The sequence below is a fragment of the Nucisporomicrobium flavum genome (assembly GCF_016464385.1).
Lineage (GTDB): Bacteria > Actinomycetota > Actinomycetes > Mycobacteriales > Micromonosporaceae > Actinoplanes > Actinoplanes flavus_A.
Genome location: NZ_JADMLH010000001.1, coordinates 364,062 through 377,618, shown reverse-complemented (window position 1 = coordinate 377,618; position 13,557 = coordinate 364,062). Strand labels below are relative to the sequence as shown.

Here is a 13,557-nt window from a genome sequence, read left to right as displayed (position 1 = left end):
GCGGCGTCACCGCGCTCGCAGGCCGCGCCGCCATTGCAGGGCCCTGCTCTCCAGCGCGCGCAGGAGCAGGTCGGACAGCAGTCCCAGGGCCGCGTACACGAACAGGCCCAGCACCACGACGTCGGTCTGGCTGAACTCGCGGGCCTCCATCATGAGGAAGCCGATGCCGTTCTGGGTGTTGGTCTGCTCGCCGACCACGAGGCTCAGCCAGGCCGCGCCGATCGCCAGCCGCAGGCCCAGGAAGAGCGAGGGCAGGGCGCCGGGCAGAACCACGTGCCGCAGCCGGGCCCAGGGGCCCAGCCCGTAGGTGCGGGCCGCCTCCACCAGCCGCTCGTCGATGTCGCGGATGCCGGCGTACACGTTGAAGTAGAGCGGGAAGAACACGCCCAGCGCGACCAGGCTGATCTTCATGGACTCGCCGATGCCGACCCAGATGATCAGCAGCGGCACCAGTGCCAGGTGCGGCAGCATGCGGGCCATCTGCACCGGCGGGTCGATGACGTCGTCGCCGAGGCGCAGCAGCCCGGCGGCCGTGCCGAGCGCGAGCGCGAGCACGCCGCCGATGAGCAGCCCGGCCGCGGCCCGGGTGAGCGAGTCCGCGAGGTGGGCCCCGAGCGTGCCGTCGGCGGTGAGCCGCCAGCCGGTGCGCAACACGGTGCTCGGCGCCGGCAGCTTGTCCGGCGAGAGGACGCCGCCGCGCGACAGCGCCTCCCAGGCGAGCAGGATGACGACCGGGCTGACGGCCCGTTGCCAGCGCAGCCGCGGCCGGCGGCGGGTGGTGGCGGGCGCGGGAGCGGCGGTGACCGCCGGCGGCGTGGCGAGCGCGGTCACTGCAGGTCCGCAGAGAAGCGGCTGTCGATGCGGGCCTTCATGTCGACGCTGCCGGGGATGAGCCCGAGCTTGGTGAAGCCGTCGGCGATCGCCTGCAGCTCGTCGCCGACAGCCGGGGTGAGGGCCGCGAGCGGCTGCGCGCTGCGGGCGAGGGCCCGGGCCGTCACCGGCTCGTCGATCTTCAGCTCGGGCGCCAGGATGCGGGCCCGTTCGGCCGCGTTGGCGATGCCCCAGTCCGTGGTGGTGCGGTACGCCTGCAGGAACGCCTTCACCTGCTCAGTCTTCTTCCCGGCGGCGTCGGGGGAGACGAGGATGTACTCGCGGTTGTTGGCGAGCCCGGTCGCGTCGGCGAGCACCTGGACGCCGGGCTGCTCGGCGAGAGCGAAGTACGGGTCCCAAATGATCCACGCGTCGACCTGGTCGTTGTCGAACGCGGGCCGCCCCTCGGCGGGCTTCAGGTACTTCACGGTGAGGTCCGACAGCGTCATCCCGTTGGCCTCGAGCAGCCGGACCAGCAGCCAGTGCACGTTGGAGCCCTTGTTGAGCGCGACCGTGCGCCCGCGCAGGTCGGCGAAGGTCTTGAAGCCGCGGGCCTTCTTCACGAGCACGGCCTCGCCCCTGGGCACGGGCGCGCTGGTGCCCGCGATGACGAAGGGGATCTTCGCGGCCGCGGCGAAGATGGGTGGCGCCTCGCCGGTCTGGCCGAGGTCGATGGCGCCGGCCTTGAGCGCCTCGGTGAGGGCCGGCCCGCTCTCGAACAGCGACCAGGTCGCGCCGGCGTACGCGGAGCGGGCCTTGACCAGGCTGAGCCCGCCGAAGCGCTGGTAGCCGATGCGCAACCCGGAGTCGCCGGAACCGCCGGAGCCGGCGGCCGAGTCGTCGCCGCAGCCGGCCAGGACCGCGGACGCGGCCACCGCGAGCCCGCCGAAGATCACGTCACGTCGATGCATGGCCGCACTCTATCTAACCGATAGGATATATGGGTAGGGTGCGGTCATGGCTTCCCTGGACTTCCACTGGTTCCTGCCGACCAACGGCGACAGCCGCGACATCGTCGGTGGCGGTCACGGCGTGCCCGTCGGCGCCGCCGGCGGCGTGCGCCCGCTGACCATCGCCTACCTCGGGCAGATCGCCCGCAGCGCCGAGCAGCTCGGCTTCGCCGGCGCGCTCACCCCCACCGGCGCGTGGTGCGAGGACGCCTGGCTCAGCACGGCGATGCTCACCGAGGTCACCGAGCGGCTCAAGTTCCTCGTCGCGTTCCGGCCCGGGCTGGTGTCGCCCACGCTCGCCGCGCAGATGGCGTCGACCTTCCAGCGGCTCTCCGGCAACCGGCTGCTGCTCAACGTGGTCACCGGCGGGGAGTCGGGCGAGCAGCGGGCGTACGGCGACTTCCTCGGCAAGGACGCCCGGTACGCGCGGACGGACGAGTTCCTGAGCATCGTGCGGGCCCTGTGGCGCGGGGAGACCGTCGACCACCACGGCGAGCACCTGCGCGTGGAGGGCGCCCGGCTCAGTCGCGTACCGGACCCGGCGCCGGAGATCTACTTCGGCGGCTCCTCGGCGGCCGCCGGCCCGGTCGCCGCCGCGCACAGCGACGTCTACCTGACCTGGGGCGAACCCCCGGCGCAGGTCGCGCGGAAGCTCGACTGGATCCGGGGGCTCAACCCCGGGCTGCGCTTCGGCATCCGGCTGCACGTCATCGCCCGGGACACCGCCGAGGCGGCCTGGGCCGAGGCGGAACGGCTGCTGCGCCACGTGTCACCCGCCGACATCGAGGCCGTGCAGGCCGGGCTGCGCCGCAGCGAGTCCGAGGGGCAGCGCCGCATGCTCGACCTGCACGGTGGCTCCCGCGACGGGCTCGTCGTGGCGCCGAACCTGTGGGCCGGCATCGGCCTCGTCCGCGGCGGCGCGGGCACCGCCCTGGTCGGCAGCCACACCGAGATCGCCGACCGCATCGAGGAGTACGCCGCCCTCGGCATCACCGAGTTCATCCTCTCCGGCTACCCGCACCTGGAGGAGGCGTACTGGTTCGGCGAGGGGGTGCTGCCCGAGCTCGCCCGGCGGGGGCTCTGGCGGCACCCGGCCGGCGGCAGCGCCCAGCAGGCGAGCATCCCGTTCGCCGGGGTGCCGATCGAGCGACCGGCACCCGCGGCCGCGCCTAGCTGAGGCGTGTGCCGGGCCAGACCATGTCGAGCTGGCGCTCGATCACCTCGTACCCGGCCCGGGCGAACGCCCGGGCCATCGGGACGTTGCCGAGGTCGGTGGCGGCCCGGATCCGGGGTACGCCCTCGGCGGCCAGCACCCGGGTGCCCTCCGCGAGGATCTCGTCGATGTACCCGTTCCCGCGCTGCCCCGGCACCACCCCGATGTACGCGATGATCGGGTTGTACCCGTTGTGCGCGGGGATGACGAACCCGGCGGGCCGCCCGTCCGGCAGGCAGCCGATCCGCCACCACTCCCGCGGAGTGGAGTAGCGGGACAGCTCCTCGTCGTACTGCTTGCGTGCGGCCTCGGCGGCGGTCATCCGGGTCAGGTCGGCCCGGCTGTGGGCGTCGAGGGTGCCGTCCAGGACCTCGGTCATCAGCGCGATCAGCTCGTCCGGGCCGGTGACCGGGCGGAAGGCCAGCCGCCCGGACGGCGCCGGAACCGGCGTCCCGGGCTGCCACTGCAGGCGCAGACGCTCGACGAACAGCTTCGCGCCGGTGCGTTCCAGCGCGGCGATCCGGTCCTCGACCTCGCGCCGCGTGTCCGGGTCGTCGCGCCACCCGGGCGGCACGAACCGGGTGTACTCCTCCGGGCGCGGCACGTGGGCGAGGGCCTCGGTGAGCAGGCGGACGCCGTCGTCGAGGTGGCCGGGTGCCACGTCGAAGACGTCCAGGAACATGGGTACGGCCTGGCCCGGCGGTGCCCAGAACCCGGCGCGGGCCACGAGCCGCCCCGAGTCCAGAGCGATCCAGAGCCACGGCAGGTGGCGGAGGCCGTCATCGAGATCCTTGGCGATCTCGCGGTTGAGCACGTACGGCAGCCGGTTGAACAGATCGATCTCGGCGCGCCCGGTCAGCGGGCGCAGGTGAAGCGGCACGGTGTTCTCTCTTCCGAAAAGGCGTTGAACATGCGGGACATGGCTCAGCCCTCCTTTCCGTGTCGAGTCGCCCGCATGTCTATCCGCAGGCCGTGCGCCGGGCAACCGGATTACCGCTGCCGGTAGCGTCGGACCGCATGGAGGACCTGCTGGACGCCGCCGTACGCCTCGTCGCGATCCCGTCCACCGCCGACCGTCCCGAGCGCCTCCGCGAAGCCCTCGACCTCGTCGTCGATCGCGTCGGTCCCGGCTTCACGGTCGAGCGGTTCAGCTCCGGGGGCAAACCGAGCGCGCTGCTGTACGCCGCGGGCACCCGCCCCGCGTTCCGGGTGATGCTCAACGCGCACCTCGACGTCGTCCCCGCGCCCGAGGAGCAGTTCCGGCCGGTGGTACGCGACGGGCGGCTGTACGGCCGCGGCGCCCAGGACATGAAGGTCGCGGCGCTCGTGATGGCCGACGTGTTCCGCACGCTCGCGCGCGAGGTGCCGTACCCCCTGGGCCTGCAGTTGGTGACCGACGAGGAGGTCGGCGGGTACGACGGCACCGGCCACCAGCTCGACCAGGGCGTCACGGCCGGTTTCGTGGTGATCGGCGAGCAGAGCCGGCTGCGCGTCGTCACCGAGTCCAAGGGCATCCTCCAGGTACGCCTGCACGCCACCGGGACGGCCGCGCACGCCGCGTACCCGTGGCTCGGCGACAACGCCGTGCTGCGCCTGACCGCCGCCCTCGGCCGCGTGCTGGACCGCTATCCCGTGCCCGCCGCCGAGGCGTGGGCGACCACGGTCACCGTGGCCCGGGTCGAGACCGGCAACCGGGCCGTCAACCAGGTCCCGGCCGACGCCACGGCCTGGCTGGACATCCGCTTCCCGCCGGGCGACGCGAGCCTCGCCGGCCGGGACGTCGCGGACATCGCGGCCCACTTGCGCGAGCTCGCCGGCGTCGAGGTGAGCGTCGACAGCCTGGGCGCCCCGCACCACGCGGAACCCGGCAGCTCCGAGGTGCTGGCGCTGCAGGCCGCGGCGCGCGACGCGGGCTATCCGGGCGACCTGCTGCGCAAGCACGGTGCCGCGGACGGGCGCTTCTACTCCGCGCGCGGCATCGACGCCGTCATCTTCGGACCGGGTGGCGACGGCCAGCACGGCCCCGACGAGTACGCCGACCTGGCCACGGTGGAGCCGTACCGGGCGGCGCTCAACGCGTTCCTTCGAGCCGTGCGGTGATCGTCGCGACGTCCAGCAGCACGACGCCCAGCCCGGCCACCTCGCGGAAGCCCTGCTCCGAGGCCTGCGAGATGGCGTCGGTGGCCAGCACCACCCGGTAGTCGCGCTCGCTGGCCTGGACGATGCTCGCCCGCGGGCAGTTGGGCAGGTTGCAGCCGGCGAACACGACGGTGTCGACGCCCCACCCGCGCAGCAGATCGTCCAGCGGGGTCCGGTAGAAGGCGCCCCAGCGCGGCTTGAAGAGTGCGTACTCGTGCGGGCCGAGCGGTTGCGGCGCCCCGCCGAGGAGCAGGTCGTCGTCGAGGCCGGGGCCGTCGCCGATCAGCAGGCCCGGCGCGAGCAGCCGCCCCTTGCTGCCGGGACGGACCATGTCCGCGCCGCCGCCGATCAGCGAGCGCCGGACCAGGTCCACGTCCTCGCCGGCGTAGAGCCGCACGATGTGCACCACCGGGCGGCGGGCGGCCCGGAACGCGTCGACGAGCTCGCGCAGGGCCGGGACGATCTCGGTGGTGCCGGCGAGGCCGTACGGGCTCTCGGACAGGAAGTCCCGCTGCATGTCGATGGTCACGAGGGCGCTGCCGGCCCAGTGCGGCGCGAGGTGCGGATCGACGGACATGACCCGATCCTGCGCCATCCACGGGCCGCCGGGCCAGCATGAGCGGCTCGCCGATCGGGTACGGCACCCGCATGGCCGCCCGCGCCCGTGCCGTCGTCGCCGTCGCCTGCTTCGTCCAGTTCGTGGACGTCGTGGGCGTCACGCTGCTGATCGTGGCCCTGGCCGCCATCCAGCGCGATCTGGGCCTCGGTGCGCCGGCGCTGTCCTGGGCCGCCGCGGTCTACGCGCTGGTCTTCGGCTCGCTGCTCGTGCTCGGCGGGCGCGCCGCGGACCTCGCCGGGCGGCGGGTCATCGCCGTGCCCGACGGCCCGGGCCGCGGCCGGGCGCTCGGCTGGTGGACCCTCGCGGGGGCGGGGGTGGCGGTCGCGTCCGTGCTGACCGCCACCACGGGCGGGGCCGCCGTGGTGGGCACCCTGTTCCTCCAGGAGGCCCTCGGCGTCACCGCGGGCGGCAGCGGCGCCGTCTTCCTGGTCTTCAGCATCGCGGTCGCCGCGGTGTCCACGGTGGCGCCCGCCGTGCTGCGCCGGGCCGGCCCGTCCGCGGCGATGGCGCTCGGGCTGGCGGTCGTCGCCCTCGCGCTCGCCGGGGAGACCTTCGCGGCGGCCGCCTCCACGATCCGCCGCCGCGGCCGGGGTGCCGACCGGTTCAGCCGGCCGGGCTCGGTGCGGCCTCCATCCGGCGGGTGAGCTCGGCGGCGCGCGCCCGCTGCACGGACCGTGCCTGACCGACCACGAAGGACCGCAGGATCCACGGGTACGTGACGGAGACCGACTCGGTCACCCGCGTACCGTCGCCCTCGGCGGTGAGGTCCACAGTGGCGATCAGCCGGACCCAGCCCGGGCTGCGGACGTCGCTGACCAGCCGGCGCCCCGGCTCCGGGAAGGTCATCCGCACCCGGATCGGGTTGTCCCAGTGCAGCGGGCCGAGCTTGAACCGCTCCACCGCCACGTACGACACCGCGTCGCCCTCGCGCCGGACGTCGCGGACGGCCACCACCAGCGGGGACAGCCCCACGTAGCTCTCCGGGGCGCTCAGGTGCGCGTAGATCCTGTCGGCGGGGGCGGCCACGGTGAACGCGTGGCTGAACTGGTCGGTCGGCACCGATGCATCGTCGCACGCGCGCGGCGAAGGGCCCGCGACGGGACGAACCGAACCTGTGCGGAACCTTTCCTGGAAAAAAGCTTTGAACCGCCACGGAGATCGCTTCGTACTGATGGCTGTCCGGGAACCGAGAACGATTCGCGCGCCTCCGGGCGCATGACGAAAGGCCGAGCATGAGTCGTGTCCACTACGGCACGCGGGCGGTTTCCCGCCTGTCGCGCCGCCGGGTTCTCGCGATCGCCGCCACCGCGGGCGTCGGCGCCTCCGTGGCCGGCGTGGCGGGGCTGAGCCTCGCCGGTGAGAAGGGCTCCGGAGCCGGCGACTCGGAGCCGCTGGTGCTGTCGCTGCGCGACGCGAAGAAGGGCACCTTCGACCTCTTCACCGGTGGCAGGAAGGTCACGATCACCGACGCCGACCTGGCGAAGAAGCTGCTCAAAGCCGTCAAGCGCTGACCGGAAAGGCAAACCATGTCCTCGCACCGCGAAGCCCCGGAGATCAGCAAGGACCCGGTGGCAGACAGTTCCGACCTGTACGCCTTCGTCAGCCCGGACCACCCGGACACGGTCACGCTGATCGCGAACTACGTGCCGCTGCAGCTGCCGGCGAGCGGCCCCAACTTCTTCGAGTTCGGCGACGACGTGCTGTACGAGATCCACGTCGACAAGAACGGTGACGGCCGGCCGGATCTGACGTACCAGTTCCGTTTCCGTACCGAACTGCGCAACGACAAGACGTTCCTGTACAACACCGGTCCCATCGAATCGCTGGACAGCGAGAACTGGAACCGGCGGCAGTTCTATTCGGTGACCCGGGTGGACGCCAGCGGCAAGCACACCGTGCTCGCCGAGAAGCTGCCCTGCCCGCCGTGCAACGTCGGGCCGCTGTCGATCCCCGACTACGACAAGCTCGCCGAGGACGCGGTGCACAAGCTCAAGACCGGCGAGAAGGTCTTCGCCGGGCAGCGGGCCGACCCGTTCTTCGTCGACCTCGGCGCGATCTTCGACCTAGGCACGCTGCGCCCGTTCCAGGACAAGCACCTCGTCGGGCAGAAGCTGTTCAACTACGCCGGCAAGGCGGTCAACGCCACCGACAAGACGAACGTGCACTCCATCGCCGTCCAGCTGCCGCTGCACATGGTGCGCAAGGACGGCAAGAAGAAGGTACGCGGCCGCGACCCGGGCGCCGTCGTCGGCGTGTGGACGTCGGCGAGCCGCCGCCAGGTGCAGGTCCGGCACGGCGCCAAGAACAACGACGACGTGTACGTCGGCCCGCAGGTTCAGGTCTCGCGGCTCGGTAACCCGCTGTTCAACGAGGTCATCGTGCCGATGGCGCAGAAGGACCTGTGGAACAGCCTGCCGCCCAGCGAGGACAAGCGGTTCGCCGAGTTCGTCGAGAAGCCCGAGCTGGGCCAGCTGCTCCCGGTGCTCTACCCGGGGGTGTTCGACAACCTGGCGGAGCTCAACAAGGCGGGCACCGCGCGCGCGGACCTGGTGGCGATCCTGCTCACCGGCATCCCCGACGGGCTCATCGACGAGTTCCAGAACAACACCGGCGACACCCAGGCCGACATGCTGCGGCTGAACACCGCGGTGCCGCCGGCCAAGGACGAGAACGCGTTCGGGCTCCTCGGCGGCGACCTGGCCGGCTTCCCGAACGGGCGGCGTCCCGCCGACGACGTCGTGTCCATCTCGCTGCGGGCCATCGCCGGCGTCACGGTGCCGCTGGTCGACGAGAAGTTCAAGCCCGACGCCGCCGCGGCGCAGGTCGAGCAGGGCCTGAGCGCCAAGGACGTCAGCTCGAAGCTGCTCAAGAAGTTCCCGTACCTCGGCGTGCCGTTCGACGGCTTCAACACCCCCTCGGGCAAGGACTGATCTCGTGAGTGTCGGCGTGCATCACCACCACACCCTCGCCCCGTCCGGGCAGGGCACCGTGGTGCTCAACATCGGGGCCGGGATCGGCGCCCTCGTCATCCACACCCCGGGCAGCCTGCACGGGCACGAGATCGAGGTGAGCCCGGTCGACGACCCGTCGCACCGGACCCACGCCGCGGTCCGGGCCCGCTACGTCCGCGACGGCGTGCTGTTCAGCGTCGTCATCGACGGCCTGCCCGGCGGCCGGTACGTCGTCTGGCGCGACCCGGTCACCCCGCTCGCCGAGGTGGACGTCTCCGGCGGCGCCGTCACGGAGTACACCTGGCCGCCGGACGTCAATCTGTAACAGGCGGTGACGCCCCTGTCGGTCTAGGGTGAGCGGATGGACACGGCAGGGGCGGCCGGGGCGGACCCCGGCGCGGCGCCGGACGCTGATGTGCCGGCCCGGTACGCGTTGCGCACGACCGACGTCGAGGAGGCCGGCGCGTTCTGCCGCCGGGTGTTCTACGGCCCGCTCGAGGTGAAACCCGCGGGCGGCATCGACGGCTTCGCGTTCGCCGGCGAGGTGGTGCACACCGGACCGCTGACGATCGGCGACATCAGCTACGGCGTCGAGCTGTGCGTCGGGATCGGTGACCTGCGGACCGCGTACCACGTGCTGGCGCCGCTGACCGGCACGGTGCAGGTGATGCATCGCGGGGCCGCCACCACGGCGGACCCGGGCCGGGCCGCGGTGTTCCAGCCCACCGGCGCCATCGACCTGCGCTGGTCGCCGGACTGCCGGCTGTTCAGCGTCAAGGTGGAGCGGCTGGCGTTCGAGCGCGAGCTGGAGGCCGTGCTGGAGCTGCGGGACGGGCCGCCGCAGCCGCTGCTCGCGACGTTCGGGCTGGCCGCGGGCCCCGGACGCAGCTGGATGGCGCTGATCCGGCTGCTGCACGCGGAGCTGCGCGAGCCCGACGGCCTGTCCACCGTGCCGTGGCTCGTCCACAAGTGGCGTGACCTGGCCATCAGCGGGCTGGCGTGCGCCGTGGAGCAGCCGGACGGCACCGGGGTGCCCGGGCAGCCGACCGCCCGCCGGCCCCGTACGGTCAAACGCACCCTGGACGCGATGCACGCCGAGCCGGGCCGCCAGTTCACCGCCGCCGACCTGGCCGGCATCGCCGGGGTCGGCATCCGCGTGCTGCAGGAGTCGTTCCGCCAGCACGTGGGGGTGCCGCCGCTGACGTACCTGCGCCGGCTGCGCCTGGAAGGGGTGCACGCCGAGCTGACCCGGGCCGACAAGGGCAAGGTCAGCGTCAGCGAGGTGGCGCACCGGTGGGGCTTCACCCACCTGGGACGTTTCGCGGGCGCCTACCGGGCCCGGTACGGCATCAGCCCCTCGGAGACGCTGCGCGACCGGGGGTGAGCCCGGCCGCGCCGAGGCCGTCCTACAGCTCCACCTTCTGGCCCTTGCCGATCACCACGATGCCGCCGTCGCTGACCGTGTACAGCTTGCGGTCGCGTTCCAGGTCGACGCCGATCTGCGCGCCCTCCGGCACCACCACGTTCTTGTCGATGATGGCGTTGCGGATGATCGACCGCCGGCCCACCTGCACGCCCTCCATGAGCACCGAGTTCTCCACGTGCGCCCAGGAGTTCACCCGCACGTTGGGGGAGATCACCGAGTTCTCGACGAGCGAGCCGGACACCACCACGCCGGGGGAGATCATCGACTCGACGGCGCGGCCCTGCCGGTCGTCGTAGTCGTGCACGAACTTCGCCGGCGGCCACGAGCCGTGGTTGGTGAAGATCGGCCAGTCCATGTTGTAGAGGTTGAACACCGGCAGCGTGGCGATGAGGTCCATGTGGGCCTCGTAGAACGAGTCCAGGGTTCCCACGTCGCGCCAGTAGCCGCGGTCGCGGTCGGTGCTGCCCGGCACCTCGTTGTCGCGGAAGTCGTAGACGTTCGCCTCGCCCCGCTCGACCAGCATCGGGATGATGTTGCCGCCCATGTCGTGCTTGCTGTCGGGGTTCTGCGCGTCCGCCGACACCGCCTCGCACAGCGCGCGGGTGGTGAACACGTAGTTGCCCATCGACGCGTAGATCTCGTCGGGGGAGTCGGGCAGCCCGTCGACGTCCGTGGGCTTCTCCCGGAACGCCCGGATGCGCTTGCCGTCCTCGGCCACGTCGATGACGCCGAACTGGTCGGACATCGACTTGGGCTGGCGGATGCCGGCGACGGTCACGGCCGCGCCCGAGGCGATGTGGTCGTTGACCATCTGCTTCGGGTCCATGCGGTAGATGTGGTCCGCGCCGAAGACGATGACGTAGTCGGGGTTCTCGTCGTTGATGAGGTTGAGGCTCTGGTAGATCGCGTCCGCCGAGCCGGCGAACCAGCGCGGGCCGAGCCGCTGCTGCGCCGGCACCGGGGTCACGTAGTTGCCCAGCAGCGTCGACATCCGCCACGTCTTGGTGATGTGCCGGTCGAGCGAGTGCGACTTGTACTGGGTCAGCACGACGATCTTCAGGAAGCCGCCGTTGGCGAGATTCGACAGCACGAAGTCGATCATGCGATAGACGCCGCCGAACGGGACGCCGGGCTTGGCCCGGTCCGCGGTGAGGGGCATCAGGCGCTTGCCTTCGCCACCTGCCAGAACGATCGCGAGCACCTTGACAGCCATGACCGAGACGCTAACTTTCCTGCCGCGCTCACGCCAGTCGAAAGGCTTATTCTGCGTCACGTGACCGACTCGCGTACGAAACCCGCCAGCGACAGCCTCCGCGTCGACCTGTTCACCCGGGAGTACCCGCCGGAGGTGTACGGCGGCGCCGGCGTGCACGTCGAGTACCTCGCCCGGGACCTGCGCGACCTCGCCGACGTGCGGGTGCACTGCTTCGGCGGCAAGCGCGACGAGCCGGGCGTCACCGCGTACCCGGACCCCGCCGGGCTCGCCGGAGCCAACGCGGCGCTGCGCACGATGGGCGTCGACCTGGAGATGGCCGCGGGCGCCGACGGTACGCACATAGTGCACAGCCACACCTGGTACGCGAACTTCGCCGGCCACACCGCCAAGCTGCTGTACGGCGTCCCGCACGTGGTCACCACGCACAGCCTGGAGCCGCTGCGCCCGTGGAAGGCCGAGCAGCTCGGCGGCGGGTACGCGCTCTCCTCGTTCTGCGAGCGCACCGCCATCGAGGCCGCGGACGCCGTCATCGCGGTCTCCGGCGGGATGAAGCGGGACGTGCTGACGGCGTACCCGGGTGTCGACCCGGACCGCATCCGCGTGGTCTACAACGGCATCGACACCGAGCAGTACGCGCCGGACCGCGGCACCGACGTCGTCGAGCGCCTCGGCATCGACCTGAACCGCCCGAGCGTCGTCTTCGTCGGGCGCATCACCCGGCAGAAGGGCCTGCCGTACCTGATGCGGGCGTGCCGGGACCTGCCGGCCGAGACGCAGATCGTGCTGCTGGCCGGCGCGCCGGACACCCCGGAGATCGCCGCCGAGGTGGAGGGCCTGGCCCGGGAGCTGCGCGCCGCCCGCGACGAGCACGGCGTGATCTGGGTGCAGGAGATGCTGCCCAAGCAGGAGGTCGTGCAGGTCCTCACCCACGCGACGGTGTTCGTCTGCCCGTCGATCTACGAGCCCATGGGCATCGTCAACCTGGAGGCCATGGCCTGCGAGACCGCCGTCGTGGCCACGGCCACCGGCGGCATCCCCGAGGTGGTCGCCGACGGTGAGACGGGCCTGCTCGTGCCGATCGAGCAGCTGTCCGACGGCACCGGCACCCCGGTCGACCCGGAGCGGTTCGTCGCGGACCTGACCGCGGCGATGCGCAAGCTCATCGAGGACCCGGCGCGCGCCGAGCAGATGGGCCTGGCCGGGCGCCGCCGTGCGGTGGAGAAGTTCTCCTGGTCGACGATCGCGCAGGACACCCTCGAGGTCTACCGCTCGCTGCTCTGAAGCAGCGCCCGCGCCACCGCGCGTCCGGACAGCCACGCCGTCTGGACGCGCGGTTTGCCGAACGCGTCACCCGCGAGCCACACCCGGCCGTCGGTCGCGTACGGGCCGCCGCCCGGGGCCGGCTGGGCGTAGGTCCAGCGGTGGACGTGCACCTCGGGTTGCGCGGGGATGCCGAGCAGCTCCCCGGTGGCCGCCGCCAGCAGGGGGCCGGCGGCCGTGGGGTCGCTCAGGTGCTCGCGGGCCACGGCGGACGTCGAGTGGGCGACCAGGACGGGGGCACGGTCGCCGCGCCGGTCGCCGTCGTCGCAGACCGTGGCCAGCACCGGGTGGTCGTTGACGAACGCGCCGTGGAAATCGGCCCAGGACCGCTCCGGGTACGCCAGCACCGCCGTGATCACGGGCTGCCACACCTGCCGCCGGGCGGCGTCGGCGACCGCGGCGGGCGGGTCCAGGCGCAACGCCTGCGGCCCCGGCATCGCCAGGACCACCGCGTCGGCGTCGTCCGGGACCGCGGTCACCTCGCTGTCCAGGCGTACGTCCAGGCCCTCGGCCAGGTCGGCGGCGAGTGAGCGCAGACCGCCGGGCGCGGCCCACCGCATCGGCCCGGTCGACGGGTCGCCGGGGAAGACGGCGAGGGTGTCGGTCCACGGCCGCGCCAGCCCGCGGGCCCGCCACGCCTCGGCGAGCGCGGCGAAGTCCGGGTCGTCCGCGACAAGGTACGCGGCGCCGATGTCGGCGTACCGGTCGCCGTAGCGCTTGCTGGCCAGCCGCCCCCCGACCACCCGGCCGCGTTCCAGAACCCGTGCTTGCACGCCGTGTTGTGCCAGCTCACGGGCGCACGACAGCCCGGCGATCCCCGCCCCGACAACGACCACATTCATGACCCGACCCT

At 72.6% G+C, this 13,557-nt stretch carries 15 protein-coding genes; 8 read left to right on the top strand and 7 right to left on the bottom strand.

Annotation, left to right across the window (positions count from 1 at the left end; genetic code table 11):
* Window positions 1–6: 6 nt before the first annotated feature.
* Both IT780_RS01860 and IT780_RS01855 read right to left on the bottom strand, forming a co-directional pair.
* Window positions 7–831, bottom strand: coding sequence for an ABC transporter permease (locus IT780_RS01860; RefSeq protein WP_199509579.1), 825 nt, complete (start codon window positions 829–831; stop codon window positions 7–9).
* The gene (locus tag IT780_RS01855) at window positions 828–1,781 is read right to left on the bottom strand and encodes an aliphatic sulfonate ABC transporter substrate-binding protein (RefSeq protein WP_199509578.1); all 954 of its coding nucleotides are present in this window, start codon (window positions 1,779–1,781) and stop codon (window positions 828–830) included. Before IT780_RS01855 ends, IT780_RS01860 begins: the two co-directional genes overlap by 4 nt.
* 46 nt (window positions 1,782–1,827) lie before the next feature.
* On the opposite strand from IT780_RS01855, the gene IT780_RS01850 reads away from it, so the two are divergent.
* Complete coding sequence (locus tag IT780_RS01850) at window positions 1,828–2,997, top strand: LLM class flavin-dependent oxidoreductase (RefSeq protein ID WP_199509577.1); 1,170 nt, start codon at window positions 1,828–1,830, stop codon at window positions 2,995–2,997.
* On the opposite strand, the gene IT780_RS01845 is transcribed toward IT780_RS01850, so the two are convergent.
* The gene (locus IT780_RS01845; RefSeq protein ID WP_199509576.1) at window positions 2,990–3,913 is read right to left on the bottom strand and encodes a GNAT family N-acetyltransferase; all 924 of its coding nucleotides are present in this window, start codon (window positions 3,911–3,913) and stop codon (window positions 2,990–2,992) included. The genes IT780_RS01850 and IT780_RS01845 overlap by 8 nt on opposite strands.
* A 137-nt stretch (window positions 3,914–4,050) precedes the next feature.
* Here IT780_RS01845 and IT780_RS01840 point away from each other — a divergent pair, with 137 nt between their 5' ends.
* Window positions 4,051–5,133, top strand: coding sequence for a M20 family metallopeptidase (locus IT780_RS01840; RefSeq protein ID WP_199509575.1), 1,083 nt, complete (start codon window positions 4,051–4,053; stop codon window positions 5,131–5,133).
* Here the strand turns inward: IT780_RS01840 and IT780_RS01835 are convergent.
* Window positions 5,105–5,749 (bottom strand): cysteine hydrolase family protein, encoded by a 645-nt coding sequence (locus tag IT780_RS01835; protein WP_199509574.1) that lies wholly within the window; start codon window positions 5,747–5,749, stop codon window positions 5,105–5,107. The genes IT780_RS01840 and IT780_RS01835 overlap by 29 nt on opposite strands.
* A 38-nt stretch (window positions 5,750–5,787) precedes the next feature.
* Here IT780_RS01835 and IT780_RS01830 point away from each other — a divergent pair, with 38 nt between their 5' ends.
* On the top strand, window positions 5,788–6,435 hold the full coding sequence (locus tag IT780_RS01830) for an MFS transporter (protein ID WP_199509573.1): 648 nt from the start codon (window positions 5,788–5,790) through the stop codon (window positions 6,433–6,435).
* Here IT780_RS01830 and IT780_RS01825 read toward each other — a convergent pair.
* Window positions 6,395–6,850 (bottom strand): SRPBCC family protein, encoded by a 456-nt coding sequence (locus IT780_RS01825; protein WP_199509572.1) that lies wholly within the window; start codon window positions 6,848–6,850, stop codon window positions 6,395–6,397. The two genes, IT780_RS01830 and IT780_RS01825, sit on opposite strands and share 41 nt — an antisense overlap.
* Before the next feature lie 173 nt (window positions 6,851–7,023).
* On the opposite strand from IT780_RS01825, the gene IT780_RS01820 reads away from it, so the two are divergent.
* The 4 genes from IT780_RS01820 to IT780_RS01805 are packed head-to-tail and all read left to right on the top strand — an operon-like array spanning window position 7,024 to window position 10,126.
* Entirely contained in the window at window positions 7,024–7,302 is a 279-nt protein-coding gene (locus tag IT780_RS01820; RefSeq protein WP_199509571.1) for a hypothetical protein, read from the top strand.
* 15 nt (window positions 7,303–7,317) lie between these two features.
* Window positions 7,318–8,721, top strand: coding sequence for a DUF4331 domain-containing protein (locus IT780_RS01815; RefSeq protein WP_199509570.1), 1,404 nt, complete (start codon window positions 7,318–7,320; stop codon window positions 8,719–8,721).
* 4 nt (window positions 8,722–8,725) lie between these two features.
* Window positions 8,726–9,067 (top strand): phospholipase, encoded by a 342-nt coding sequence (locus tag IT780_RS01810; protein WP_199509569.1) that lies wholly within the window; start codon window positions 8,726–8,728, stop codon window positions 9,065–9,067.
* Between the two features lie 36 nt (window positions 9,068–9,103).
* Window positions 9,104–10,126, top strand: a complete 1,023-nt coding sequence (locus tag IT780_RS01805) for an AraC family transcriptional regulator (protein ID WP_199509568.1) — start codon at window positions 9,104–9,106, stop codon at window positions 10,124–10,126.
* 22 nt (window positions 10,127–10,148) lie between these two features.
* Here IT780_RS01805 and glgC read toward each other — a convergent pair whose 3' ends face one another.
* Window positions 10,149–11,381: a glucose-1-phosphate adenylyltransferase gene (glgC, locus tag IT780_RS01800; RefSeq protein WP_199509567.1), complete on the bottom strand. Its 1,233-nt coding sequence runs from the start codon at window positions 11,379–11,381 to the stop codon at window positions 10,149–10,151.
* 60 nt (window positions 11,382–11,441) lie between these two features.
* Between glgC and glgA the strand changes: the two genes are divergently transcribed.
* Window positions 11,442–12,665, top strand: coding sequence for a glycogen synthase (glgA, locus tag IT780_RS01795; protein ID WP_199509566.1), 1,224 nt, complete (start codon window positions 11,442–11,444; stop codon window positions 12,663–12,665).
* On the opposite strand, the gene IT780_RS01790 is transcribed toward glgA, so the two are convergent.
* Window positions 12,647–13,546 (bottom strand): NAD(P)/FAD-dependent oxidoreductase, encoded by a 900-nt coding sequence (locus IT780_RS01790; protein ID WP_199509565.1) that lies wholly within the window; start codon window positions 13,544–13,546, stop codon window positions 12,647–12,649. The genes glgA and IT780_RS01790 overlap by 19 nt on opposite strands.
* Window positions 13,547–13,557: the final 11 nt, after the last annotated feature.